Annotated in this window: 27 protein-coding genes; 18 read left to right on the top strand and 9 right to left on the bottom strand. The window is 50.0% G+C overall.

All coding sequences use genetic code 11. The features are described 5' to 3' along the window. Positions 1-48: 48 nt before the first annotated feature. Positions 49-642: a TetR/AcrR family transcriptional regulator gene (locus tag C1752_RS12210; RefSeq protein WP_110986339.1), complete on the bottom strand. Its 594-nt coding sequence runs from the start codon at positions 640-642 to the stop codon at positions 49-51. A gap of 113 nt (positions 643-755) precedes the next feature. On the opposite strand from C1752_RS12210, the gene C1752_RS12205 reads away from it, so the two are divergent. Together C1752_RS12205 and C1752_RS12200 are read left to right on the top strand one after the other, a co-directional pair. Beyond that, a complete protein-coding gene (locus C1752_RS12205; protein WP_158535083.1) occupies positions 756-1,292 on the top strand; it encodes a YybH family protein in 537 nt (178 codons plus the stop codon). Positions 1,293-1,309: 17 nt separating this feature from the next. Continuing rightward, entirely contained in the window at positions 1,310-1,801 is a 492-nt protein-coding gene (locus C1752_RS12200; protein ID WP_110986337.1) for a VOC family protein, read from the top strand. Positions 1,802-2,307: 506 nt separating this feature from the next. Here the strand turns inward: C1752_RS12200 and C1752_RS12190 are convergent. Then, complete coding sequence (locus C1752_RS12190) at positions 2,308-2,541, bottom strand: DUF4926 domain-containing protein (protein WP_199464371.1); 234 nt, start codon at positions 2,539-2,541, stop codon at positions 2,308-2,310. Continuing rightward, positions 2,538-2,870 carry a DUF6883 domain-containing protein gene (locus C1752_RS12185; protein WP_199464378.1) on the bottom strand — a complete coding sequence of 111 codons (333 nt, stop codon included), beginning with the start codon at positions 2,868-2,870 and terminating at the stop codon, positions 2,538-2,540. Before C1752_RS12185 ends, C1752_RS12190 begins: the two co-directional genes overlap by 4 nt. A 58-nt stretch (positions 2,871-2,928) precedes the next feature. Between C1752_RS12185 and C1752_RS28425 the strand changes: the two genes are divergently transcribed. Next, positions 2,929-3,084 carry a hypothetical protein gene (locus C1752_RS28425; RefSeq protein ID WP_158535082.1) on the top strand — a complete coding sequence of 52 codons (156 nt, stop codon included), beginning with the start codon at positions 2,929-2,931 and terminating at the stop codon, positions 3,082-3,084. 224 nt (positions 3,085-3,308) lie between these two features. On the opposite strand, the gene C1752_RS12180 is transcribed toward C1752_RS28425, so the two are convergent. After that, positions 3,309-4,262 (bottom strand): LysR family transcriptional regulator, encoded by a 954-nt coding sequence (locus tag C1752_RS12180; RefSeq protein WP_110986334.1) that lies wholly within the window; start codon positions 4,260-4,262, stop codon positions 3,309-3,311. Positions 4,263-4,461: 199 nt separating this feature from the next. On the opposite strand from C1752_RS12180, the gene C1752_RS12175 reads away from it, so the two are divergent. Beyond that, positions 4,462-5,049: a VOC family protein gene (locus tag C1752_RS12175; protein WP_110986333.1), complete on the top strand. Its 588-nt coding sequence runs from the start codon at positions 4,462-4,464 to the stop codon at positions 5,047-5,049. Positions 5,050-5,125: 76 nt separating this feature from the next. Then, complete coding sequence (locus tag C1752_RS12170; protein WP_110986332.1) at positions 5,126-6,013, top strand: aldo/keto reductase; 888 nt, start codon at positions 5,126-5,128, stop codon at positions 6,011-6,013. 30 nt (positions 6,014-6,043) lie between these two features. On the opposite strand, the gene C1752_RS12165 is transcribed toward C1752_RS12170, so the two are convergent. Further along, on the bottom strand, positions 6,044-6,628 hold the full coding sequence (locus C1752_RS12165; protein WP_110986331.1) for a TetR/AcrR family transcriptional regulator: 585 nt from the start codon (positions 6,626-6,628) through the stop codon (positions 6,044-6,046). A gap of 97 nt (positions 6,629-6,725) precedes the next feature. Between C1752_RS12165 and C1752_RS12160 the strand changes: the two genes are divergently transcribed. The 9 genes from C1752_RS12160 to C1752_RS30280 all read left to right on the top strand — a co-directional run bounded on the left by C1752_RS12160 (position 6,726) and on the right by C1752_RS30280 (position 14,404). Beyond that, positions 6,726-7,403 (top strand): GNAT family N-acetyltransferase, encoded by a 678-nt coding sequence (locus C1752_RS12160; protein WP_110986330.1) that lies wholly within the window; start codon positions 6,726-6,728, stop codon positions 7,401-7,403. Positions 7,404-7,408: 5 nt separating this feature from the next. Then, a complete protein-coding gene (locus C1752_RS12155) occupies positions 7,409-9,199 on the top strand; it encodes a Rieske (2Fe-2S) protein (protein ID WP_233501548.1) in 1,791 nt (596 codons plus the stop codon). A gap of 17 nt (positions 9,200-9,216) precedes the next feature. After that, on the top strand, positions 9,217-9,930 hold the full coding sequence (locus C1752_RS12150; RefSeq protein ID WP_110986328.1) for an SDR family oxidoreductase: 714 nt from the start codon (positions 9,217-9,219) through the stop codon (positions 9,928-9,930). Positions 9,931-10,082: 152 nt separating this feature from the next. Further along, positions 10,083-11,423: a flavin monoamine oxidase family protein gene (locus C1752_RS12145; protein ID WP_110986327.1), complete on the top strand. Its 1,341-nt coding sequence runs from the start codon at positions 10,083-10,085 to the stop codon at positions 11,421-11,423. Positions 11,424-11,840: 417 nt separating this feature from the next. Then, positions 11,841-12,254: a MerR family transcriptional regulator gene (locus tag C1752_RS12140; protein ID WP_110986326.1), complete on the top strand. Its 414-nt coding sequence runs from the start codon at positions 11,841-11,843 to the stop codon at positions 12,252-12,254. Positions 12,255-12,429: 175 nt separating this feature from the next. Then, on the top strand, positions 12,430-12,858 hold the full coding sequence (locus tag C1752_RS12135) for a carboxymuconolactone decarboxylase family protein (RefSeq protein WP_110986325.1): 429 nt from the start codon (positions 12,430-12,432) through the stop codon (positions 12,856-12,858). 3 nt (positions 12,859-12,861) lie between these two features. Next, on the top strand, positions 12,862-13,839 hold the full coding sequence (locus C1752_RS12130; RefSeq protein ID WP_110986324.1) for an aldo/keto reductase: 978 nt from the start codon (positions 12,862-12,864) through the stop codon (positions 13,837-13,839). Positions 13,840-13,964: 125 nt separating this feature from the next. Continuing rightward, complete coding sequence (locus tag C1752_RS12125; RefSeq protein WP_199464370.1) at positions 13,965-14,177, top strand: type II toxin-antitoxin system HicB family antitoxin; 213 nt, start codon at positions 13,965-13,967, stop codon at positions 14,175-14,177. Continuing rightward, positions 14,177-14,404 (top strand): type II toxin-antitoxin system HicA family toxin, encoded by a 228-nt coding sequence (locus tag C1752_RS30280; protein WP_110986322.1) that lies wholly within the window; start codon positions 14,177-14,179, stop codon positions 14,402-14,404. Before C1752_RS12125 ends, C1752_RS30280 begins: the two co-directional genes overlap by 1 nt. Before the next feature lie 110 nt (positions 14,405-14,514). Here the strand turns inward: C1752_RS30280 and C1752_RS12115 are convergent, their stop codons facing one another. Then, the gene (locus C1752_RS12115; protein WP_110986321.1) at positions 14,515-15,108 is read right to left on the bottom strand and encodes a TetR/AcrR family transcriptional regulator; all 594 of its coding nucleotides are present in this window, start codon (positions 15,106-15,108) and stop codon (positions 14,515-14,517) included. Positions 15,109-15,235: 127 nt separating this feature from the next. Between C1752_RS12115 and C1752_RS12110 the strand changes: the two genes are divergently transcribed. Genes C1752_RS12110 through C1752_RS12100 form a run of 3 tightly spaced genes read left to right on the top strand, consistent with a single transcriptional unit; the run spans position 15,236 to position 17,383 of the window. Next, entirely contained in the window at positions 15,236-15,976 is a 741-nt protein-coding gene (locus tag C1752_RS12110; RefSeq protein ID WP_110986320.1) for a 3-oxoacyl-ACP reductase family protein, read from the top strand. Positions 15,977-16,019: 43 nt separating this feature from the next. After that, entirely contained in the window at positions 16,020-16,718 is a 699-nt protein-coding gene (locus tag C1752_RS12105; protein WP_110986319.1) for an SDR family NAD(P)-dependent oxidoreductase, read from the top strand. Positions 16,719-16,750: 32 nt separating this feature from the next. Further along, a complete protein-coding gene (locus C1752_RS12100) occupies positions 16,751-17,383 on the top strand; it encodes a class I SAM-dependent methyltransferase (RefSeq protein WP_110986318.1) in 633 nt (210 codons plus the stop codon). 23 nt (positions 17,384-17,406) lie between these two features. Here the strand turns inward: C1752_RS12100 and C1752_RS28935 are convergent, their stop codons facing one another. From C1752_RS28935 to C1752_RS12090, 3 genes are all read right to left on the bottom strand, one after another. Further along, positions 17,407-17,802, bottom strand: coding sequence for a hypothetical protein (locus C1752_RS28935; protein WP_199464369.1), 396 nt, complete (start codon positions 17,800-17,802; stop codon positions 17,407-17,409). A 43-nt stretch (positions 17,803-17,845) separates the two neighbouring features. Beyond that, positions 17,846-18,154, bottom strand: a complete 309-nt coding sequence (locus C1752_RS28930) for a class I SAM-dependent methyltransferase (protein ID WP_199464368.1) — start codon at positions 18,152-18,154, stop codon at positions 17,846-17,848. 205 nt (positions 18,155-18,359) lie between these two features. Continuing rightward, a complete protein-coding gene (locus C1752_RS12090; protein WP_110986317.1) occupies positions 18,360-19,304 on the bottom strand; it encodes a LysR family transcriptional regulator in 945 nt (314 codons plus the stop codon). A gap of 429 nt (positions 19,305-19,733) precedes the next feature. Between C1752_RS12090 and C1752_RS12085 the strand changes: the two genes are divergently transcribed. Beyond that, positions 19,734-20,726, top strand: a complete 993-nt coding sequence (locus tag C1752_RS12085; RefSeq protein WP_110986316.1) for an NmrA/HSCARG family protein — start codon at positions 19,734-19,736, stop codon at positions 20,724-20,726. Positions 20,727-20,728: the final 2 nt, after the last annotated feature.

The raw sequence follows: 20,728 nt of genomic DNA, 5'->3' as shown, positions 1-20,728 counted from the left end.
AGATCTTGTTTAGAGCCAGCGGGAAATTGCTTGTGAGCCAAGTCGCCGCTAGTGGCTCAGACACTGTAAAGCTCTGTTGGATAGCTTTGCGGCAAAGGTACTATCTAGGGGTTGGTGCTTCACTAGCAGTCGATAGTAAATCGGTCCATAAAGGATATCCAGGGCGACCTCTAAGTCCAAATCTGGATCAAATTCACCCAACTGAATGCCTTGCTCTATGACCGCTTGAGCCGCTTGACGACGGGGTTGCAAGAAGCGATCGCAAAAGCTCTCCAAGGCCACTGAATCGGACTGCCCCTCTGCAATAATCTCAGCCACAATCCGCCCCGCCTCTCCACTGAAGACCTTTACGACAGCCGCCATCTGTTGGGCTAACGCATCCGCCGCTAATTCGGTTTCGATGAATGCGGCCTGGGGCTTGAACTTCGCTAAGAAGGCATCCACAAAAACGGCTGCTTTGCTGGGCCACCAGCGATAGATCGTGGTTTTCCCGACGCCAGCTTCACGTGCGATCGCTTCAATCGAGACATCCTTCACTGGCCTCTGCTGCAGTAAACGCCACGCCGCTGCCAGAATCGCCTGCTCCGAAACCGCAGAACGGGGACGTCCTGATGTTTTCTCAGTCTTCGCTTTTGCAGACATCGCTTGACCTCAAGGCGTACCACAAACCTATTATGACCACGAATTTGACAAAACGATACGCCTCGTTTAATAATTAAGCATACGAAACGAATCGTATCGATATGGAGGCGAAGATGAAAAAGCATTGGATGAACGTTCTGGTGTCAGCTGCGATCGCAACAGGTGCGGTGGCCATCATCCCGACAACAATTTCAGATTTCGGCGCTTTGGCAATCCCTGGACAGACGGCTGCAGCCAAGGACGAAGAAGCAACCATCCGACAGTTAACTCAGCAATGGTTCGAGCTATGGAGTCCAGGGAAAGATCCGATGGATTGGGGCGCGATGGGTGAGCTTTTTGCTCAAGATCCAGGTGAGCTGCTTGTCTTCGATGATGCAGGCGGCAAAGTTGTGGTCCTGCAAAGCTGGAAAGACTATCGCACCACCTGGGAGCCGTTCATGGAGCAGTTTACGGACTGGCAGGTTAAGCCTGAAGGTGAGGTTCGAGTAATTGTTGAAGGTGATTTAGCAACCACTATGTTTACTTTGGCCGGTGGCGGCATTGATCAGGATGGCAAAGCTATCACTTTTCGGCAGCGTGGGACCCATGTTTGGCAGCGAGTTGGCGATCGCTGGGCTATTGTCCATGAGCATCTGACCACGGATAGTTAACGAGGAGCTAAAGAGTCGTGAATACATACCCCAGACCTATCAATCACATTGGTTTGACGGTTCCTGATTTAGATGCTGCGATCGCATGGTACCAAGACATCCTTGGCTATCGCTTGATTCTAGGGCCGCTGGAGATTGTGCCCGACGACACACACTTTGGTCAGCTAGCAAAAGACTTATTGGGCGACCGCTTACGCCGTGGTCGCTTTGCCCATCTCGCCACCGGCAATCAGGTCGGACTGGAGCTGTTTGAATTTGATGATCCTGAAGCGGGTCCGCATCCGGAAGGCATGGAGTATTGGAAAAATGGTTACTTCCATATCTGTATTACTGACCCTGATATTGAAGATATAGTGCAGCATGTCGTTACCCACGGTGGTAAACAGCGCACCAAGATTTGGGAGATTTTCCCTGACTCAGAACGCTATCTTGCCTATGTTGAAGACCCCTGGGGCAACGTGATTGAGGTCTATTCTCACAGCTATGAATTGACTTGGAGTTATCGCTAACGACAGTAACGTTGTATTGCTAGTCCAGGCCGTTATCCAAAAAGAGACCATAGAAGCTTTCAAAGAGGTGGCGCTCTCAACAGCTGTCGAAGCCGTGAAAGAAACATTTTGCATTTCTATTGATCTCTATCAAGATCCCAGTTGCCCTGTTCACTTTGCCCTTTATGAAATCTGGGGTAGCAAGGACTATCTCCTCAGCGAGTCACATCAAAAAGCGTCTCATATCCTATCTTGCTTTGAGAGGACTACTGAGATACTAGTTCAGCTCTTTGAATACACTATTTTGGATATTGTTAGTCAGAGAAAAGGAGTTGCGATCGCAGATGAAAGAGGTGACTCACTCAATAGTTGTACAGTAGATTCAAATCAAGCGGGTAGAGACTGGCACAATTAAAAGTCAAAGTTTTTCCTGGAATTCGCGGCTCTGCTTAGATCTGTCTTTCTGAAGCAGAAAATCAAGATACTCTTCAAGCTGCGGCAACCTTGCTTGGGGTAGTTGACGTAATTTAGCTAAATATAGCTTCTTCTTGCTGCCACTGGTCAACAGAAATAATTTGTGAAGAGGCTACTTCAAGTGTGATGTGTGGCACATCAAAGCCCTCTAAGCTATACCCATCCTCTTCTTCATCAGGCATGGGATAGTGCTCCACAATTGTTGCAATATCTCCCCGCTTAAGGTCGTAGTCTGGAACATCTTCAGCTAAGGCTACCTGAGAAAAGAGGGGATACTGTATTGTCATTGACTGACTCCTTTGTCTGGCACCAAGGTCACAAATCTAGTCGTACTCTTTGTCACCATCCAAATCGTTAGAATTCTGAGTTCAACACCATTGTTCCCTTGAAGATGTGTACGAATCAGATACTTTTCGCCATAACGATTAGTTTCGATGAGTTCGGCTGGCTGGGGCAGGACTTGAGTTCGCAAGTCCTGTTCTAATTCCTGCCAGTTATCCAAGCTATACCCTGCCTGAGCAAGAAATTTAGACTTATCATCTTTTGGCAGTGGAACAAGTAAGTACTGGGTTAATTTTTCTGTTGCGATGATTGCGTCTTTGGGTAGAAACACTATCAGTTCACAGCGAGAGTTAGAGGCTCAGGTTTTGAGTACATTTTACTTCAGAACACGGATGGCCCAGCGATTTGTGTTCGCAACCGATGTTGCGAATGCGGGTGTGAGCCTGCTGACAGAATCACTAGCCAAGGAACTGGCTCTAGTCCGGGCCAACGTAGTGGCTCCCTATTATGCCGGAAAGCAGAGAATCCACCATTCCACAACGCTTTAGGAGCCAACGCCCTAGGCGGTATGCCTAACAAAATGCAGCCCCTTGAGCAAGAGCTTGTCACCTGGGAAGCCCACGCAACCTCAACAGGTTATCAACAAAAATAGTGTTCAAGTTGAATGAAGTACTTTTCGCAAGAGTTCAACAAGACAAACTTACTCTATCCAATCTCTTCCAAGCAAGCAGTCAGACGAGGCGATAGCCGCCACCAAAGCTATCGCGCTGGATCAAGCTCTAAAATCGCGCCGATGGACAACTTTGTGAGACAACGGCTCGACACCCGGAATCTTCGGCACCGTCACCTTCAAAATATCGAGGAAGCTTTGTAATCTGCGAGGACGATGCCGACCGGGCAAAGAAGCAACGCAAATCGTGAGCTTCGGTGCCCGCCACAGTGGCAACAGGTCCACTAACTGATGTTTATTCAGCTCATCTTCAATCAACCAGCGCGGCAGAATAGCGAGGCCCAGACCTGCCAAAGTTGCCTTGCGAACGGCAGAAATATTGTTTGTGGTCATCCTGATCGGAGGGGAGACAGTCACCGTCTTTCCTTTGGCGTGGGTCAGGGGGATGTGTCCGCCTTCAAACGGCTCCAGGGCTACACAAGGAAGCTTCTCCAAATCAGCTGGTGTTTTTGGCCTCCCATATATTTCAAAGAGTTCGGGTGTCGCCACAGCCATCCGCTCGACCTGCCCTAGCGGTTCTACAATCAGCGACTCATCCGGGACCGAGCCAATTTTGATCCAGCAATCACAGCCGACTTCGGCAAAGCGAATATTCTGGTCTTCTAGCTGCCAAGACAAAGCAATATGAGGGTGCTGATGCTGAAACTGAAGCACCGTGTCCAATAGATAGAGCTGCCCCAGCGCAACGGGTACGACCACTTTCAGTTTGCCCCTTAGCGTTTCTTCGGTCTCTAAATGCTTCTCTTCTAAAGCTTCCCATTCGTCAAGCAACTGACGAGCATCCGCAAGCAGCTCTGCTCCTGCAGTCGTCAAAGACAGATCGTGCGTTGTTCGGCGCATAAGCTGAGATTTAAAGCGTGACTCTAACTCTGCGAGCTGGCGACTCACGGAAGGCTGCGATAGGTCAAGGTCGCGAGCAGCAGCGCTAATGCTGCCTGCGTCGGCAATGCGCACGAACGTTTCTAGCAGCGTTAGTCGGTCTAAAGATTTACTCATCAACTTTGATCGCGTGCCTTGGTTATACAGAAAAAGAATAACAGATATTTTTGTCAGTCCTCTACCAAATATCTATAGATGCTGCGATAGTGAATTTAGTCGTTATTTCAAACGTATCAAAATCGCCAAATCATTCCAGCATAGGAACAAAATCTATCTATTCAAGTTTCATCGCGGCTAACCCTATTGGAGAAAAATCATGGATTTTCAATTAACGAAGATGAAGAAAAACACTTTGATTGCTGCACTCTCCGGCTTTGCTGTGGCTACTGCGATCGCCTACGGACTGCCTGCTTTCCCAGAAGGAGAAACACGACAGACAACCGTCACAGATCCACTTTCGGAAATCCGTGCAGAACACGTCATGATCGCCACGTCTGACTATAGCGGCACCATTGATTGGTACCGCGAAACATTGGGCTTTCGCATCAAGCACGAATGGACGGTACCGGAATTCCCAAATCTGCAGCTTGCCTATCTAGAAAAGAACGGATTCATTATTGAGGTGGTCGCTTCATCTAATACGCCGAGGGCGAGTATGCCAGAAGATTTTATGGCCCGTCAACAGCAGCCCGGTATTGGACACTTCGCTTTTCTCGTCGAAGATGTTGACGCTGCAACCTCTGCTCTAAAAGAAAAAGGAGTGAAGGTTGTTCTGCCGCCAACCAGCTTTCCTGATAGCGGTCGTCGTGTCTCGTTTATTGAAGACAACAACGGCTACATGATTGAGTTTCTGAAAGAGCTGCCTCTGAGTGAGCGTAAGCCTTACACGGGCGACCAAAGGTAAAGATTCAAGAGAGACTCAGACGACTATCTCGCGACAATCCTACGAAGTACGCCACAAGTAAAAAGAGATTGAAACAATGACAAATACAGATACTCAAGTTCCCAGCGCACCACAAACCTTTGATCTGGGCGGCGACTTGACCGTCAACCGGCTTGGCTACGGGGCTATGCGCCTAACCGGACAGCCAGGAAACTTCGGTCCCTATGCTGACTGGGAGGGTGGGAAAAAGCTACTGCGTCGAGCCGTAGAGCTGGGCATCAATTTCATTGATACGGCGGAAGCCTATGGCCCTGGCGATAACGAAGAGATTATTGCTGCGGCTTTGCATCCCTACCCCGAGAATCTAGTGATTGCGACTAAGGGTGGTATTCATAAACCTGCGCCCGACGATATTCAAGCCGATGGCAGTCCCGAAAATTTGCGGCGCGGCGTTGAAGGGAGTTTGAAACGGCTGAAGTGCGATTGCATCTCCCTCTACCAGCTTCATCGCCCCGACCCCAAAGTTCCTTATATTGAGTCAGTTCAGGCTCTAGCCAAGCTGCAGCAAGAAGGCAAAATTCGACATATCGGCATTTCAAACATCACGCTAGAACAGCTCAAAGAAGCACAGAAAATCACTTCAATTGCTTCCGTTCAAAATCGATTTAGCCTTGCAGACCGCAGCCACGGAACTATCTTAGACTACTGCACCACACAAGACATTGCCTTCATTCCCTACGGCTCCCTGGGTGCTCATCCCCTCAAGCGCGGTGCGCCTCTTGCTCAAGCAGAAGGTATATTAGCGCAGATCGCTCAAGCTCATGACGCTAACCCGACCCAAATTGCTCTAGCTTGGCTGCTCCATCGTGCTCCCAATCTCATCCTGATTCCCGGTACGACAACCATTGCTCATCTAGAAGACAACGTGAAGGCAGCATCACTGCAGCTTTCTGAGTCAGAACTGGCTCAGCTTAGCAAACAGTAAATCTTGGAGCGTTTTTGCCCGTTTGCGGCCTCAAGCCCGATGCTGGGCCAACAAAGTCTCTACCAAAGCCTGGGCCGTTTTTAGCCGTTCTGAATCTTCTCCCTGAGCCACCCAAGCCGCTAGTTCATTTAGCGCACCATTCACCAAATGGGAAAAGCCCTCTGCATCAATTGTGACTAACTGCCCCTCGTGAACCAGCATTTGAATCGAATCCTGCAATAGACCAAAGCCATACTGGTCGAACTCCACCAGTGTTTCCGCCGCTAGCACGACAGGCGCTTCAATAAAAATCAGCCGCCGTAAGTCCTCGCGCTGGGCCACTTCCAAAAACGCCAGGCAACCTACCACTAGCTGCTCCCAGGAATCCTCTAGCGAGCGCACCTGCTGATTGATGTGGTCTGTCATTTCTCGATAGGCTTCAGCTGCCACTGCGGTAAAAACACCACGCTTATCTTTGAACTGGTGATACAGCGCCCCACGCGTAATCCCCAATCCCCTGATGATTTCCTCGGTCCCAGTGGCCGCATAGCCCTGCTCTGCAAAAAGCTGACGAGCGCGATCCAAAATGGCGCGGCGCGTTTGTCGGGTTTGCTCGGCTTTAGTCAGGTTGGGCATAACGAAACAATTAACATTCAGACAGTATGTATCTTGACAACAAGAGTCAGTGCTTGCATATTAGATACATACAGATTGTATGTCTTAAAGGTAAGCCATGCTGAATACTCGTCCAGCCACGATCTCTGACCTGTCCTTCCTGGCCCAAATCATGTACGAAGCATCCCTGCCACCGCACAACCACAGCTTTTGGGATGAAATGCTGGAGGGGAGTCAGACCTCAGCTTTAGATTTTTTAGCAGCAGCTCTGACAGCTCGAGCGAGCAACTGGGGCAATGTAGAGGACTTCATAGTCGCTGAAATCGCAGGTGAGCCGGTGGCCGCTGCCGCTGGCTATCAGCCTAATTTTGAAGACTATCGACCGTTAAAGGTATCAGAGATCAGTGCGATTGCTAAAGAGCTAGGTTGGTCCCACCCCATAGAGGTAGAGGTTCGTCGTCGCTATACTCAACTCTTCAGCGATAATCCTCGCCCTGTTTTTCTCCACCCACAAGCACCTTGGATTATCGAGAGCGTAGCTGTTCTACCTGATGCAAGGGGCCAAGGTGTCGGCAAAACATTGCTGAGATCGCTACTAGAAGCTGGGCGCGACCAGGATCAATCCCATGCCGGAATCATGATTATTAACGGTAATGAGCGAGCTAGAAAAACTTACGAATCGCTAGGGTTCAAGCCCTATCAAACCTTTCATGCTGACTATTTTCGCGAACAGTTCGGCGTTGAATTTTCAGGGATCACCAAGTTTGGCTTATGCCTATCGTCGGAATTGGAGTGATGCAGATGAATAAAGTGAACGTTCCACACAAACACATGGTTCAGGTGGCTCAGGTCTCAGATGTACAGGCAGATGGGGTGATGGTGGTGCATGCTGAGGGACATGCGATGGTCTCCGACCGGCCTTCGGCCATCGCACTTTTCCACCACCAAGGGCAAATTTACGCTGTCGATAATCGCTGTCCTTATATGGGTTTTCCACTCCAAAAAGGCAGCGTTAAAAACTGTGTTCTCACCTGTCACTGGCACCATGCCCGCTTTGATCTGACCAGCGGGGGCACCTTTGATATTTGGGCGGATGATGGGCGGGCTTTTCCCGTAGAAGTACGAGAGGGACGTGTGTGGGTAGATCTCACTCCCCATACAAAAGCTAAGACCTATCAACATCAGCGATTAGTGGATGGTTTGGAGCAAGGTCTTTCCCTAGTCATCGCTAAGTCGGTGATTGCTCAGCTAGCTGCAGACGAGGGGCCAACGGCGGCGTTTCAAACCGGGCTAGATTTTGGCGTTCGCTATCGTCGCCAGGGCTGGGGGACCGGCCTCACGATTCATACCTGCATGATGCAGCTGAGGCCCCACTTGCATACGGACGACCGCCCGCGGGCGCTTTACCATGGACTGTCCGCCGTTGCCCGCGACTGTGCGGGTGAGCCACCCCGATTTGCGATCCAGCCTCTACCCAGTACGCCCGTAGATTTTCAGCTTCTCAAAGGATGGTTTCGTCAGTTCATTGAGGTGCGCGATGCCCAGGGTGCAGAGCGGTGTCTAGCCTCAGCGATTCAGGCTGGCGTTGAGACCACCCAGCTAGCAGACATGCTGTTCTCATCGGTTACCGACCATCGCTTTATTGATGGCGGACATGCCCTCGACTTTACCAATAAAGCCCTGGAGGCACTCGATCAGGTTCAGGGGGAAAATATAGAGGGTATCCTCACCAGTCTGGTGCGCAGCTATGCCCAGGCAGAACGGATGGAAGAGTCGAATGCCTGGCGCTACCCGATCGATTTGGTGGCTATTTTGGAGCGGGCTTTTGAGACTTTACCCGATGCGATCTCTGCTGGCAATGCCAAAAGAGAGAGTCAGGAGAATAGCAATGCCAGCGTCGAGCAGCTAATCCCTGTTTTGCTAGGGGATGATCCAGATGCGATCGCATCTGGGTTATTGAATGCGCTGCGCCAGGGCTGTACCGCCGATGACCTAGCTGGCGTCGTCGCCTACGCGGCTGCGCTGCGCATTGCCAAGTTTCAAACCAACAACGATTTTCGAGACTGGGATACCGCCCACCACACATTCACCTTTGCCAATGCTGTTCATCAGGGGCTGAAACGGGTGACGTCTGGCGAACTCTTGCGAGGGGTATTTGATGCGGCAATGGCAGTATATCTCAATCGATTTTTAAATGTCCCACCCGCCCGCTTGCCCGATCCAACCAAACGAGTTGAGGCCCCCGCTAAACTTCTAGACGAGCTGCCTGACTATCTCGACCGTCAGCAGCAGGTGAATGCCGCCGGAAATCTTGTGGGGACGTATCTCTACAGTGGTGGAGACCCGACTGCTTTGCTAACAGGTTTGGGTCGATTGCTGCTGCGGGAGGACCGAGATTTTCACACGATTCAAAACCTGGAGGCCGCTGTTCAACAATATCAACACTGGCAAAACCACGAGGCGGGGATTCATGTTTTGGTAGCAACCGCTCGATATCTAGCTGCCCACGCCCCTACCATGCGCGCTCAAGGGCAAACCTATGAGATAGCCGCACGTTTGCACAAAGGCGATCGCATGTATGAGGAAGATTGAATCTTGGAGTGATGTAAATGGATAAAACAAAGGTCGCAATTGTTACGGCTGCCAGCCGTGGTATCGGCGCTGGCTGCGCTAGAGAGCTAGCGACGCGAGGCTACAAAGTCTCACTACTGGCACGAAGCAAGCAAGTGCTAACGCTAGCGCAAGAATTAGACGGAATCGCCATACAGGGGTCGATGACAAAGTCCGACGACTTGGCAACCTTAGCGCAAACTACGCTTGATCGCTTCGGTCGAATTGATGCAGTTGTTAACAGCTTTGGCGATCCACCGCGTCTGGACCTGCTCGATATATCAGATGAGGTATGGACTGAGAACTTCGATCTGCTCTTTCTGAGCGTGGTTCGCCTGTCAAGGTTTGTCACCGAACCCATGCGTCGTCAGGGGGGTGGAGCAATCGTCAACATCTCGGCCTGCGATTCGCAAGAGCCTGATCTAGGGACGCCCTTCAGCGGTACGCTGCGGGCGGCAATGGAAGGGTTCACTAAGCTATACGCCAAGCGATACCGCAGAGATCGCATCCGAATGAACTCTGTTGCGCCTTTTTTTGTCGCTGACGGCATGGAAGAGCTAGAGGGTTGGGATGTACCCGATGACCTCATGTGGGGACGCCCAGCGACTCACGCAGAGCTAGCGAAGACCGTTGCTTTCTTGCTCTCAGACGATGCCAAATTTGTCACAGGTACCACGCTCAAGGTCGACGAAGCACGTTCTGCGGCAGTTTAGCTGAACACCTCATTTTCGATGTTTTTTGAATAAATTCCATTTCATTTAATTGGGTGCAATGGAGCAGTGACCAGAAATAGCTAGCAGTCTGTATGCATATATTTTGTGCTCCTCAAACCATGAATTTTGAGTTCTTAAACGGTCGTTAAACAATGGCAATCACAAAGGACGTTTTAATCGTAGGGGCAGGGCTTTCTGGATTGTACGCAGCTAGACTGCTGAAACAAGCCGGACTCTCTGTTGGGGTGCTTGAAGCGCGTAATCGTATCGGCGGCAGAGCACTCAGCGAGCAGTTGTCTAACGGGGAAACGGTTGATCTTGGAGCACAATGGATCAGCCCTCTTCAAAAGCGCATTTGGGCTTTAACAGAAGAGTTTGGGTTAGACAGACTTGAGACGAATACTCAGGGTAAAGCGATTGTCCAAGTGGGCGGACAGCTCCGTCGGGTATCTGGAAGAACGCCGCCGCTCTCTTGGTTTGGGTTGTTTGATGTCTGGCAGTTAAGCTGGCAAATGGAGCGTTTAGTCAGGCAAATTGATATCGACATGCCTTGGCAGCATCCGCAAGCGAGTAAGTTAGACCACATTTCATTCACGGATTGGCTGAAGCAGCAAACGATTACAAGTGAAGGCTACGACTATTGGCATCACATCGTTACATCAGGAATGTGTGCCGATCCCAGCAGCTTTTCACCATTGGAGGTGCTTCATCAGATTGCGTCCATTGGCGGACTGAATGCACTGGAGCAGGCGGATACTCATATTCTGGAACAAGGCACTCAGACGATTAGCAGGCGACTCGCCGAAGAACTAGGAGACTGCATCAGTTTGAGTTCGGGCGTCAGATCGCTCCAACAGACTGAGCGGGCCGTCAAAGCTACAACAGATGCAGGTGACTTCTATGGAAAGCGCATTATCTTGGCACTTCCTCCTCAGCTGATCTCGAAAATATCGTTTGACCAGACACTCACAAAATTTCCGAAACAAGAGAATCGGAATTGGGTACTCGGCAAAGTTATCAAACACGTCGTCGTATACGAGACAGCCTGGTGGCGCTCATCTGGACTCAGCGGCATCGCAGATACGCCATCCGAACCTATCGACTTTCTCGCAGACTCATCTATTGAAGGGAAGCGTACAGGCATTCTAGTCGCTTTTTCTAGCGGCCCTAACGCTATCAAGATGAATGAGATGGACAGTGAGACTCGCGAGGCAGTGGTTCTCGCTCATATTCAAAAAGTGCTGGGAAAGTCGCCGACTGAACACATCTACTTTCAGTCAAAAAACTGGACTGCAGAAACCCATTCCCGTGGCGGCTTCGCCTCACGCAGGCCGATTGGTGGCTGGACAAAACACAGAAGCTTGCTGACCGATTTCAGCTCACCGATTCACGTAGCAGGTACAGAAACTGCAACAGAGTGGCGCAGCTACATGGAAGGTGCGCTTCAGTCTGCGGAAAGGGCTAGCGCAGAAGTGATTGCTGCACTTATTTAGGTGTTCTCAAGACTTCAATCGCCAGCACAGGGAAAACGGCCCATCTAAGTAGGCGTTGACCTATGGCGGATACAGGCGCATTTTCCATCGGAATCGAATATTTGTCATTCCTTAGCAGAAGCCTGGGAGGCAGTCGTAGAGGCTCGGCGATCAGCGATGACGGCAGCGCAAGAGCATGGACTTGAGAGCGCAACAATTGCACAGCATGACAACATCAACCGAGTCAGAAAGATATTGTAGGCAGCAAAGCTGTAGCTTTTCAGAGCAGAGCTAGAGAAACTCGATATGTTGTGGCTGGCTCTGAGGGAACGACTTCACCTTTAAGGTGCTACAAAAGTGAGCATCATCACAGTGGATTTTAATTGGGTGCAAAAAACTGCTTGACTTAGAGTGCACTCTAACTTTTAAGGTATGTGCATGGAGCAGGCACTCAGCATTCAGCAAGTTGCTTCAGCCACGGGGCTAAGCTCTCATACCTTGCGCTACTACGAGCGCTGTGATCTGATCGCACCTATCCATCGAGATCAAAATGGTCACAGGCGTTACTCCGCACAGGATATTCGCTGGATTGAGTTCCTCACTAAGTTGCGGATGACAGGAATGCCCATTCGCCAAATCCAACAGTATGCGATGTTGCTGCGGCAGCAGCCTGATGCCGTACAAGAGCGTCGCGCCTTGCTGGAGGATCATCGACAAACGGTAATAGATACCCTACAAAAGCTGCAGGAAAACCTAGCCGTGATTGACTGGAAAATTCAACACTACAAAGATATCGAACAAAAGCTTGCAGACACCTTCCCTTCGCCAGATCATTCGCAGACAGAAGCCTGAAGGCCAGCATCAACCCACAAAATTAGTCATCAAGCTGGCGCTATTGTGAGCGGCTTGATAAGGAACAATACCCGTGCTTGAGTTCAGCCGCAGACGTTTCGTCACAGCAGGAGTAGTGGCTGTTGCTGGCCTAATAACAACTGTTCATCGCAAAGCCACAGGAACTAAAAAAACTATGCCCGCTGAGCAAAAGAAAAGTCTCGATACTCGAGCCTCTGAGCGTTATCGCCGAGGCTGGCAAAATCTGAAAAAAATTGACGGCGAGGCCGGTGAAAACGTCATTGAGAGCCTTCAGGATATTGCGCCTGATTTAGCACGCTACGTCATTGAGTTCCCATTTGGAGATATTTACGATCGCCCTGGATTAGATCTGAAGTCGAGAGAGATTGCCACCGTCGCAGCTTTAACAGCGTTGGGCAACGCTCAGCCCCAGCTCAAAGTACATATTCATGCCGCATTGAATGTGGGCTGTACGGCTGAAGAGATTGTGGAAGTGGTGATGCAGATGGCTGTCTACGCAGGCTTTCCGTCTGCGCTCAACGGCATGGCTGTGACGAAACAGGTTTTTGCTGAGAGAAAGATAAACCTACAAACTGGAGGATAAAACATGAAAACTCGAAAGTTAGGCCCAGAGTTAGAAGTCTCAGCCATTGGTCTCGGCTGTATGGGCATGTCTGAATTTTATAGCGGTCGAGATGAAGAAGAAGCGATCGCAACTCTCCACCACGCACTAGATCTCGGCGTCACCTTCCTGGATACCGCTGATATGTATGGTCCCCACACCAACGAACAGTTGATCGGGAAAGCTCTCAAAAATCGCCGAGATCAGGCTGTAATTGCAACTAAGTTTGGCGTTATCCGCACTGCAGACGGGGGCTTCGGCGGCATCAACGGGAAACCAGAGTATGTCCATCAAGCCTGTGATGCATCTCTTCAGCGGTTAGGGATAGAGGTTATTGATCTCTACTATCTGCATCGAGTCGATCCGACTGTTCCCATCGAAGAGACTGTTGGTGCGATGGCTGAGCTAGTAAAACAAGGTAAGGTCCGCTACATTGGCCTATCTGAAGCGGCACCTGAAACGCTGCGTCGTGGACATTCAGTACATCCCATCACAGCGCTGCAAACAGAATATTCACTGTGGAACCGCGAGCCAGAGGATGAAATCATTCCGACCGTTCGTGAGCTGAAGATTGGTTTTGTTCCCTATAGTCCGCTAGGTCGAGGCTTTCTGTCTGGTGCAATTCAAAGCCTAGATGATTTAGCAGAAGATGACTACCGCAGACATTCTCCTCGGTTTCAGGGTGAGAACTTTGATAGGAACCTAGAGGTGGTGGAGCAGGTGAAAGCTATTGCCCAAGAGAAGGAAGTGACGGCTAGCCAACTCGCGATCGCATGGCTCCTAGCGAAAGGTCACGATATCGTCCCAATTCCGGGCACCAAACGCCGTCAGTATCTAGAAGAGAATGTGGCGGCTGTGAAGATAGAGCTAACCTTTGCTGAGCTGAAGCGGATTGAAGCAGTTGCGCCCCAGGGAGTTGCGGCGGGCGATCGCTATCCTGACATGAACAGCGTTAATCGCTGAGTCTACTTTTGAGCAAACAACACTCCCCGGTAGCCGACAGTTTGTAAACCCAAAAGGGGATATAGCAAAGCTATAAAAAGATCAGTGAGATAAGATCTAGCTACAGTACAAATCCAGAAATAACTATGGCCATTAAGCGCGAGTTTTACATGATGGTGGAACAGGATGAAGATGGAGTATTTGTTGGTGAAATTCCTCAACTAAAAGCTTGCTATAGCCAAGGTAAAACGCTTGATGAACTCGTGGAGAATATCAAAGAGGTCATTGAGATGTGTTTAGAGGAGGAAGAACTTGACGAAAGCTCTCAGTTTGTTGGCGTTCAGAAAGTAACGATTTAATGCCAAAACTGCCAACCGTTACAGCAGAAAAATTAATTTTAGTATTGAAGAAGATTGACTTTGAAATTGTGCGACAGCGTGGGAGCCATGTGAGGATGAAGCACCCTAATGGTCGGGTTGTTACAATACCTGTACATTCTGGGCAGGATCTTGGAAAAGGTTTACTGCGGAAAATACTCCGAGATGCTGAGCTTAGTCGAGAGAATTTTATCAACTTGCTAGGCTGAATGCTTCTAATAGCCTGACATTTGTCATCGGGATTTAAGCGTTCTCCTTAAGTGATAATCAACAATCTTGCCCAAGAAGCACCGTCATACTGGTCGCGTGATTTCCCGAGCTAGCTGTCGGGCCAAGCCTTCATCGCAAACACTGCCATGCTACGCACAGCATCTAAGCTATTTTGCCCCCTGGCTAGGACAGCCATGCCCTGAATAACTCCGTTATAAAACTGGGCTAACCCACGAATATCCGTTTTGCGGGTCAGATCACCATCGGCCACTGCCCGCTCTAATCGCCGATAAATCATCTCTTCGTTTTGAGTATGGATCTGCCGGATGCGATCGCAAATCGAAGCCTGCAGCACTTGACAATCCACAGAACTATTGACGATCAGGCAGCCTAGTCCGTTGGACTTGATATGACATTCCGCAGTTTGAGCCAGAAACCGCTCCATTGCCTTTTTACCATTCGCCTCTTCACTCAGCGTTGCTTGAGCACTACGAACATAGCTTTCCCTATACCGCTCAATTGCACGTAAAAAAAGCGTCTCTTTGTTACCAAACGCTGAATACAGGCTAGGTCTCTGGATACCCATTGCCGCCGTCAAGTCGTCGAGAGTGGCTGCCTCGTATCCCTTGACATAGAAAACTTCCACAGCCTTATCTAAAGCTGCATCAACACTGAATTCTCGTGGTCTGCCTGTTTTGCTCACGGTAAATTAGAACTTGACTTTTTTACTGTAGGGTACACAATAGTTTTGTATCAAACAGTATGAAACTCTTCTCAAGCATCTTCAACTGCATTTGAACCCTTTCCTCAACTACAAAAGGAGTCCATTCATGACTGAACTGAACGGGAAGAAAGCTTTGGTTACCGGAGGGAGTCGCGGGATTGGAGCTGCGATCGCAACCCACCTCGCAGTGGCGGGGGCTGATGTTGCGATTACATACCACCATTCCTCTGCTGCGGCAGAAGAAACGGTCGTCCAGATCCAACGAGCTGGCCGTCGGGGCACAGCCATTCAGGTGGATGCGGCTCAATCAGAAAGCGTCATCGCCGCCGTCAATGAAACCGTCAGCACATTGGGCGGTTTAGATATCTTGGTCAACAACGCTGGCATCTTTGAAATGAAGCCCGTTGGAGAGACAACCTTAGAGGACTTCGACCGCATGGTGGCCGTCAACGTTCGCGCGGTATTCGCGGCAGTCAACGAGGCCGTAAAGCAGATGGGGAGCGGGGGACGAATTATCAATATTGGCAGCGTCAATGGAGACGTGATGCCCTTTGCCGGTGGCTCCCTCTATGCCATGAGTAAGGGAGCTGTAGCCGCAATGTCTCAAGGCTGGGCGCGGGACTTAGGCCCTAAAGGCATTACGGTGAATACCATTCAGCCCGGACCAATCGATACTGATATGAATCCTGCCGATGGCGATTTTGCAGAGTCACTCAACGCAATGACGGCACTGGGACACTATGGTAAACCCAAAGATATTGCCGAGCTAGCCACTTTCCTGGCCAGTCCGCGTGCTGCATACATTACGGGCGCGGCTCTCAACATTGATGGGGGGCTGACCGCGTAGTCCAATCTCAGGCATTCGTAAGTTCTCTATCTTTCAAAAAAGCATGTCTATCCCCTACAAAACAGCTCTGATTGTCGGTGCCGGTGATGGCCTCAGTGCATCTCTGGCTCGTACTTTTCACCAAGCCGGACTATCGATTGGGCTGGCGGCCCGCAATACTGATAAGCTCAGCGCTTTATCCAATGAAGTGAAGGCCCAGACATTTAGCTGCGATGCCGCTCAACCCGCCTCTGTCACTAGCCTGTTTGAGTCCGTCGAGGTGCAACTCGGAACACCTGATGTTGTGGTCTACAATCCCAGCGCTCGATCCCAAGGACCTTTGATTGATCTCGATCCAGCAGCCGTTGAGCAGGCGCTAGCGGTTACCGCCTACGGTGGGTTCTTGGTTGCTCAGCAGGCCGTCAAACGAATGCTGAAGCTAGGTCCTGGTGCCGTATTATTTACTGGGGCATCAGCTAGCATCAAAGGATATCCACGTTCGGCTCCCTTTGCGATGGGTAAGTTTGCGCTCCGGGGTTTAGCCCAAAGCATGGCTCGTGAGCTGGCACCGCAGAATATCCATGTGGGTCACTTTGTTATTGATGGTGCCATTGGTAACCCAGGGGTGTCGCAGTCAGCCGGTCAACCAGACGCTTTTTTGGACCCAGATGCGATCGCAACCACCTATCTGCACCTCTTACAGCAGCCGAGAAGCGCCTGGACTTGGGAGGTTGAGCTGCGACCGTGGGTTGAGAAGTTTTAACAACGTTGATATCGCATTGAGCCACCAACAAAATGTTTACCAGTCATACCTCTAAGTTTTGGAATGATCGCTATGGCGACTCTAACTACATTTACGGAACGGCCCCCAATCAATTTCTGACTCACCAGCAACACCGTCTCAAATCAGGAATGAACGCTCTTGCCGTCGGAGATGGAGAGGGACGTAATGGAGTCTGGCTGGCCCAGCAAGGACTCCGAGTCTTATCGGTTGATCTCTCGGCAGCGGGTCTCAAAAAGGCGAAAGCGTTAGCAACTCAGCACAATGTTCAACTGCAAACGGACTGTGTTGATCTCGCCACCTGGGCGTGGCCCCAAGACCAATACGATCTGGTCATCTCCATCTATCTCCATCTGTCTCCAGAGCTTCGTCCGCAAATTCATTGGGCAATGCTCAGTGCGCTCAAGCCTGGTGGGCTGTTAATCCTCGAAGCATTCAATCCTCAGCAAATTGAATATCAGCACCAGTACGATTCCGGTGGTCCTAAAATCCCAGAAATGCTCTATACGCCTGAGCTGCTACGGCAAGATTTTGCAAACGCAGAGGTGCTGGAGCTGACGGAAACCATAACAGACTTGAGCGAAGGAGAAGGTCATCATGGGCAAGCCTCCGTCGTGCGTTTGGTGCTGCAGAAAAAGGCTGCTTAGTTTAGCTTTGCTTCTCTAGAGCGTCATGCCCTGGTCTTTTTTGCGATCGCAATTACAACACCGTTCTCAACCTCTAGAGAGACGTTCCCAAAACCAGTTGCCATGAGACTGTCTTCAACCCAATCTGGAGAAAGACGTAGCTTGCGATAGAAGCTCTTATTCAGGCTCCATTGATCATCAACATTTTTGTAGAGCAGATCATGCACTTTTACTGTCTCCGGTTCATACTCCAAGAAACAGGTGAAAATCTTGCTGTCATCTTGCTTGACTGGAATGAATCGATCTAAACTCTCAAGCTCTTTTGAAAGGTCGCGAAAGGTGATCACAAATCGTCCCGGGATTTCTAAATGATTGAATACCTTACTGAATAGCTCACGAACCTGATCTTTTGACTCAAGATGAAGCAGGGTATCCGTCATACAGACAATCAACTCCGGTACCGCAGATATGTAACTTGTGAAGTTAAGCATGTCGCCACGTACTGTCGCCACGTACTGTCGCCACCCTTCCTGTCGTGTCGTTGGCTTTTAGTTGTGCAAGCAAGTGCTCGTCCAAATCGATAGCCGTTACTGCAAAACCCTTCTCAGCCAAGGGAATACTTTGAAAGCCGCATCCTGAACCCAAGTCAATCGCAACGGCAGTCCCCATCGGGTGTATGGAATGGGTCTTAAAAAAGCTTCGATTCTTTGGGAGCTGCGCCTCAAATCCACCGAACATCCAGGAATAGATATCAGATAGAACATTTTGGTAATGATCTTGAACTGTTGCCATACACTTTCAACGCAAAGCCTGCACGCGTGAGGAACTCAACTCAAGTTGAGAGAGCCAAGTCATAGAGGTAATCTGGCATGTACGAGCGAGCAAAGTCAAAAATTGTCTATACCGTAGCGATCTTGCCAACCTCAATTCTGACAGGTGTCACACCTATCGCAAATATCGCAAGGCCTTTGATTTCTCTGACAGCAAGCTCAATACCTCAAAGCGTACTGACTGTGGGTAACTCTTGGGCAATAGCGATCAGGTGAGCTCGCATCCATTCATGGGCTGGATCTATCTGTTTGCGTTCATGCCACATTATTTGTAGGAAGGCAGGTGCAATTTTGATCGGTAGCTCTGTAATGTGCAAGTTTGCTTGAAAGGGACTCCGTTCTACCATGCGTGAAGGCATCGCAGAGATCAGGTCAGAGCCTGCGACTAGTTCTGGCACCAGCGTGAATTGGTTCACCGTCAGAGCGATGCGGCGGCTCAAATCTATTTCTCTTAACTGCTCATCAATAAAGCCTGTTGCTTCTCCCGTCAGGGTCACGAGGATATGATTGACCTTAATATATTGCTTGAGAGTCAGTTTTTTGCGGGCTAGGGGATGGTCTTTGCGCATGATACAGACATAGCGATCGCACATCACCTCCTGTACTCTGAGCCGAAGAGTCGAGCGATAAAACCGGCCTATCGCCAGATCAATTTCAGACTGTTCGAGGAGCTTTGCTGCATTGATATTGGTGTTAGGGACGATGCGGATATTAATTTGGGGTGCGGTTTGGGCCAGAATCGGCAGCAGTTTTGGTAAAAAGAGAGCCACCGTATAGTCAGCCGCAGCCAGCGTAAATGTTTGAGTAGACGCAGCCGGTTCAAACGCAGGGGGCGAGAGTGCCTGTCGAATATGGATCAATCCCTCACGAATCGGCTCCCAGAGTTCTAAGGCTTTCGGCGTAGGGCTCACGCCGCTCGGAACTTTCAAAAACAAATCATCGTTCGTAATCCGTCGCAGTCGCCGGAGCGCGTGACTCACTGCAGGCTGGGTCATGTTCAATCGTTCAGCAGCACGACTGACGTTTAGCTCCATCATCACGGCTTCAAAGATATGGAGCAGGTTGAGATCGATCTGATTATGCACTGAATTCATAACAATCATAATAATCATGAATTAGACATTATGATACAGCCTTTTTATAGTTGAGATGTAGCAACGCAGAAAAACCACTGTATTCAAGAGATTTACGATTTTGGAGAGGTCTGTGACAAGTGTCAAACACCACAGCAGCTTTGGTAATTAGTAAGACGAGAGCAGTGAAGCAAGCGTCTATCCAAGTATTGTTTCAGGACAGCACCGATTGGCAGATCAACACTTGTCTCCAATCTTCTGCGAACGAAACAGTGCAGAGGAAGGGCGAGTGAAGAATTACTGAGCGTTTAGGAAAAGATGGTGCAACAGTCATCGTTGACCATGTCCATAGTCCTGACAGAGCTCAATAGATAGTCGACCAGATGAGTATGACGGCGAGCGTATTCTCGTGAATGGCGGGGCAACAAGACCCGTTTTAAATATCAACGATAGGCAGAGCAAGGAACCATGCAACGAATTCTAGTCATCGGCTCAACAGGAGCGATGGGATCGTCTGTCATCCGCGCACTAGTTGCGGATCAATCGCGAGACTGCCGTATATTGGCGATGACTCGGAATCCTTCGAGCGATTACGCGAAACAGCTTGGAAAATTAGATCCGCAGCGTATCGAACTGATTGAGGGCGATCTCGATGATGAATCGAGTGTAAAAGCTGCGATGGAGGATATCGATACTGTCTTTTGCAACACCGCATTTTTCGCATCGGGCAGCGTTGATGGTGAGCGGGCTCATGCCCACGTCGCAATTGAAGCGGCTCGCCAGGCCGGAGTCAATCACTTCATCTACTCATCGCTCGACCCGGCAAGTCGCTTATCTGGTGGTCGATGCTGCGTCCCGCATTACGATGCTAAAGCATCCATCGAGGCCGACATTGATTACCGCCGCTCTGATGAATTCATGCGGCAGGTTGACGATGGTTGGTTCAGCAATCATGTCAGCGTGCTGGTGACCTGTCCGTATATCGAAAACTTCTATGACTTTTTTACTCCCGAAGATGGAGAATTGCCCAATGCTCGTGTAGGAAAGATTTTCCGTGGTCCCATCATCGGAAGCGGCATCTGGCAGATGGTTGCATTAGAAGATATTGGCTACTTTGCCCGCATGATGGTGGATGATCGTCAAACTTGGGGGGGACGAACGCTGCGAATTGCATCAGAAGAAGCCACGATGCATGAGATTGTCAGTACGTTCGAAGAGGTCACTGGAATCCCCGCTGTATACCAGCCGATGACCGAACAGGAGTTTCTCAATTCGGGCCTGCCGAACGCTCACGACCCCCTGAACAACATGCTGATCTATCGAGACGGCTTCTTCGAGCAGCGTAATTTCGAAGCGCTACGAAAACTACATCCGGGCCTCAAGTCATTTCGAAAGTGGCTCCATGAAACAGGCTGGCGCGGTGAAGCGCGCAGTATGCGCAAGACTCCCCCAACTGGCTAAAA

This window comes from Acaryochloris thomasi RCC1774 (assembly GCF_003231495.1).
In the GTDB taxonomy this organism is placed as follows: Bacteria; Cyanobacteriota; Cyanobacteriia; order Thermosynechococcales; family Thermosynechococcaceae; genus RCC1774.
Note: the sequence above shows the minus strand (reverse complement) of the source record. Positions and strands in the feature narration are given on the sequence as shown.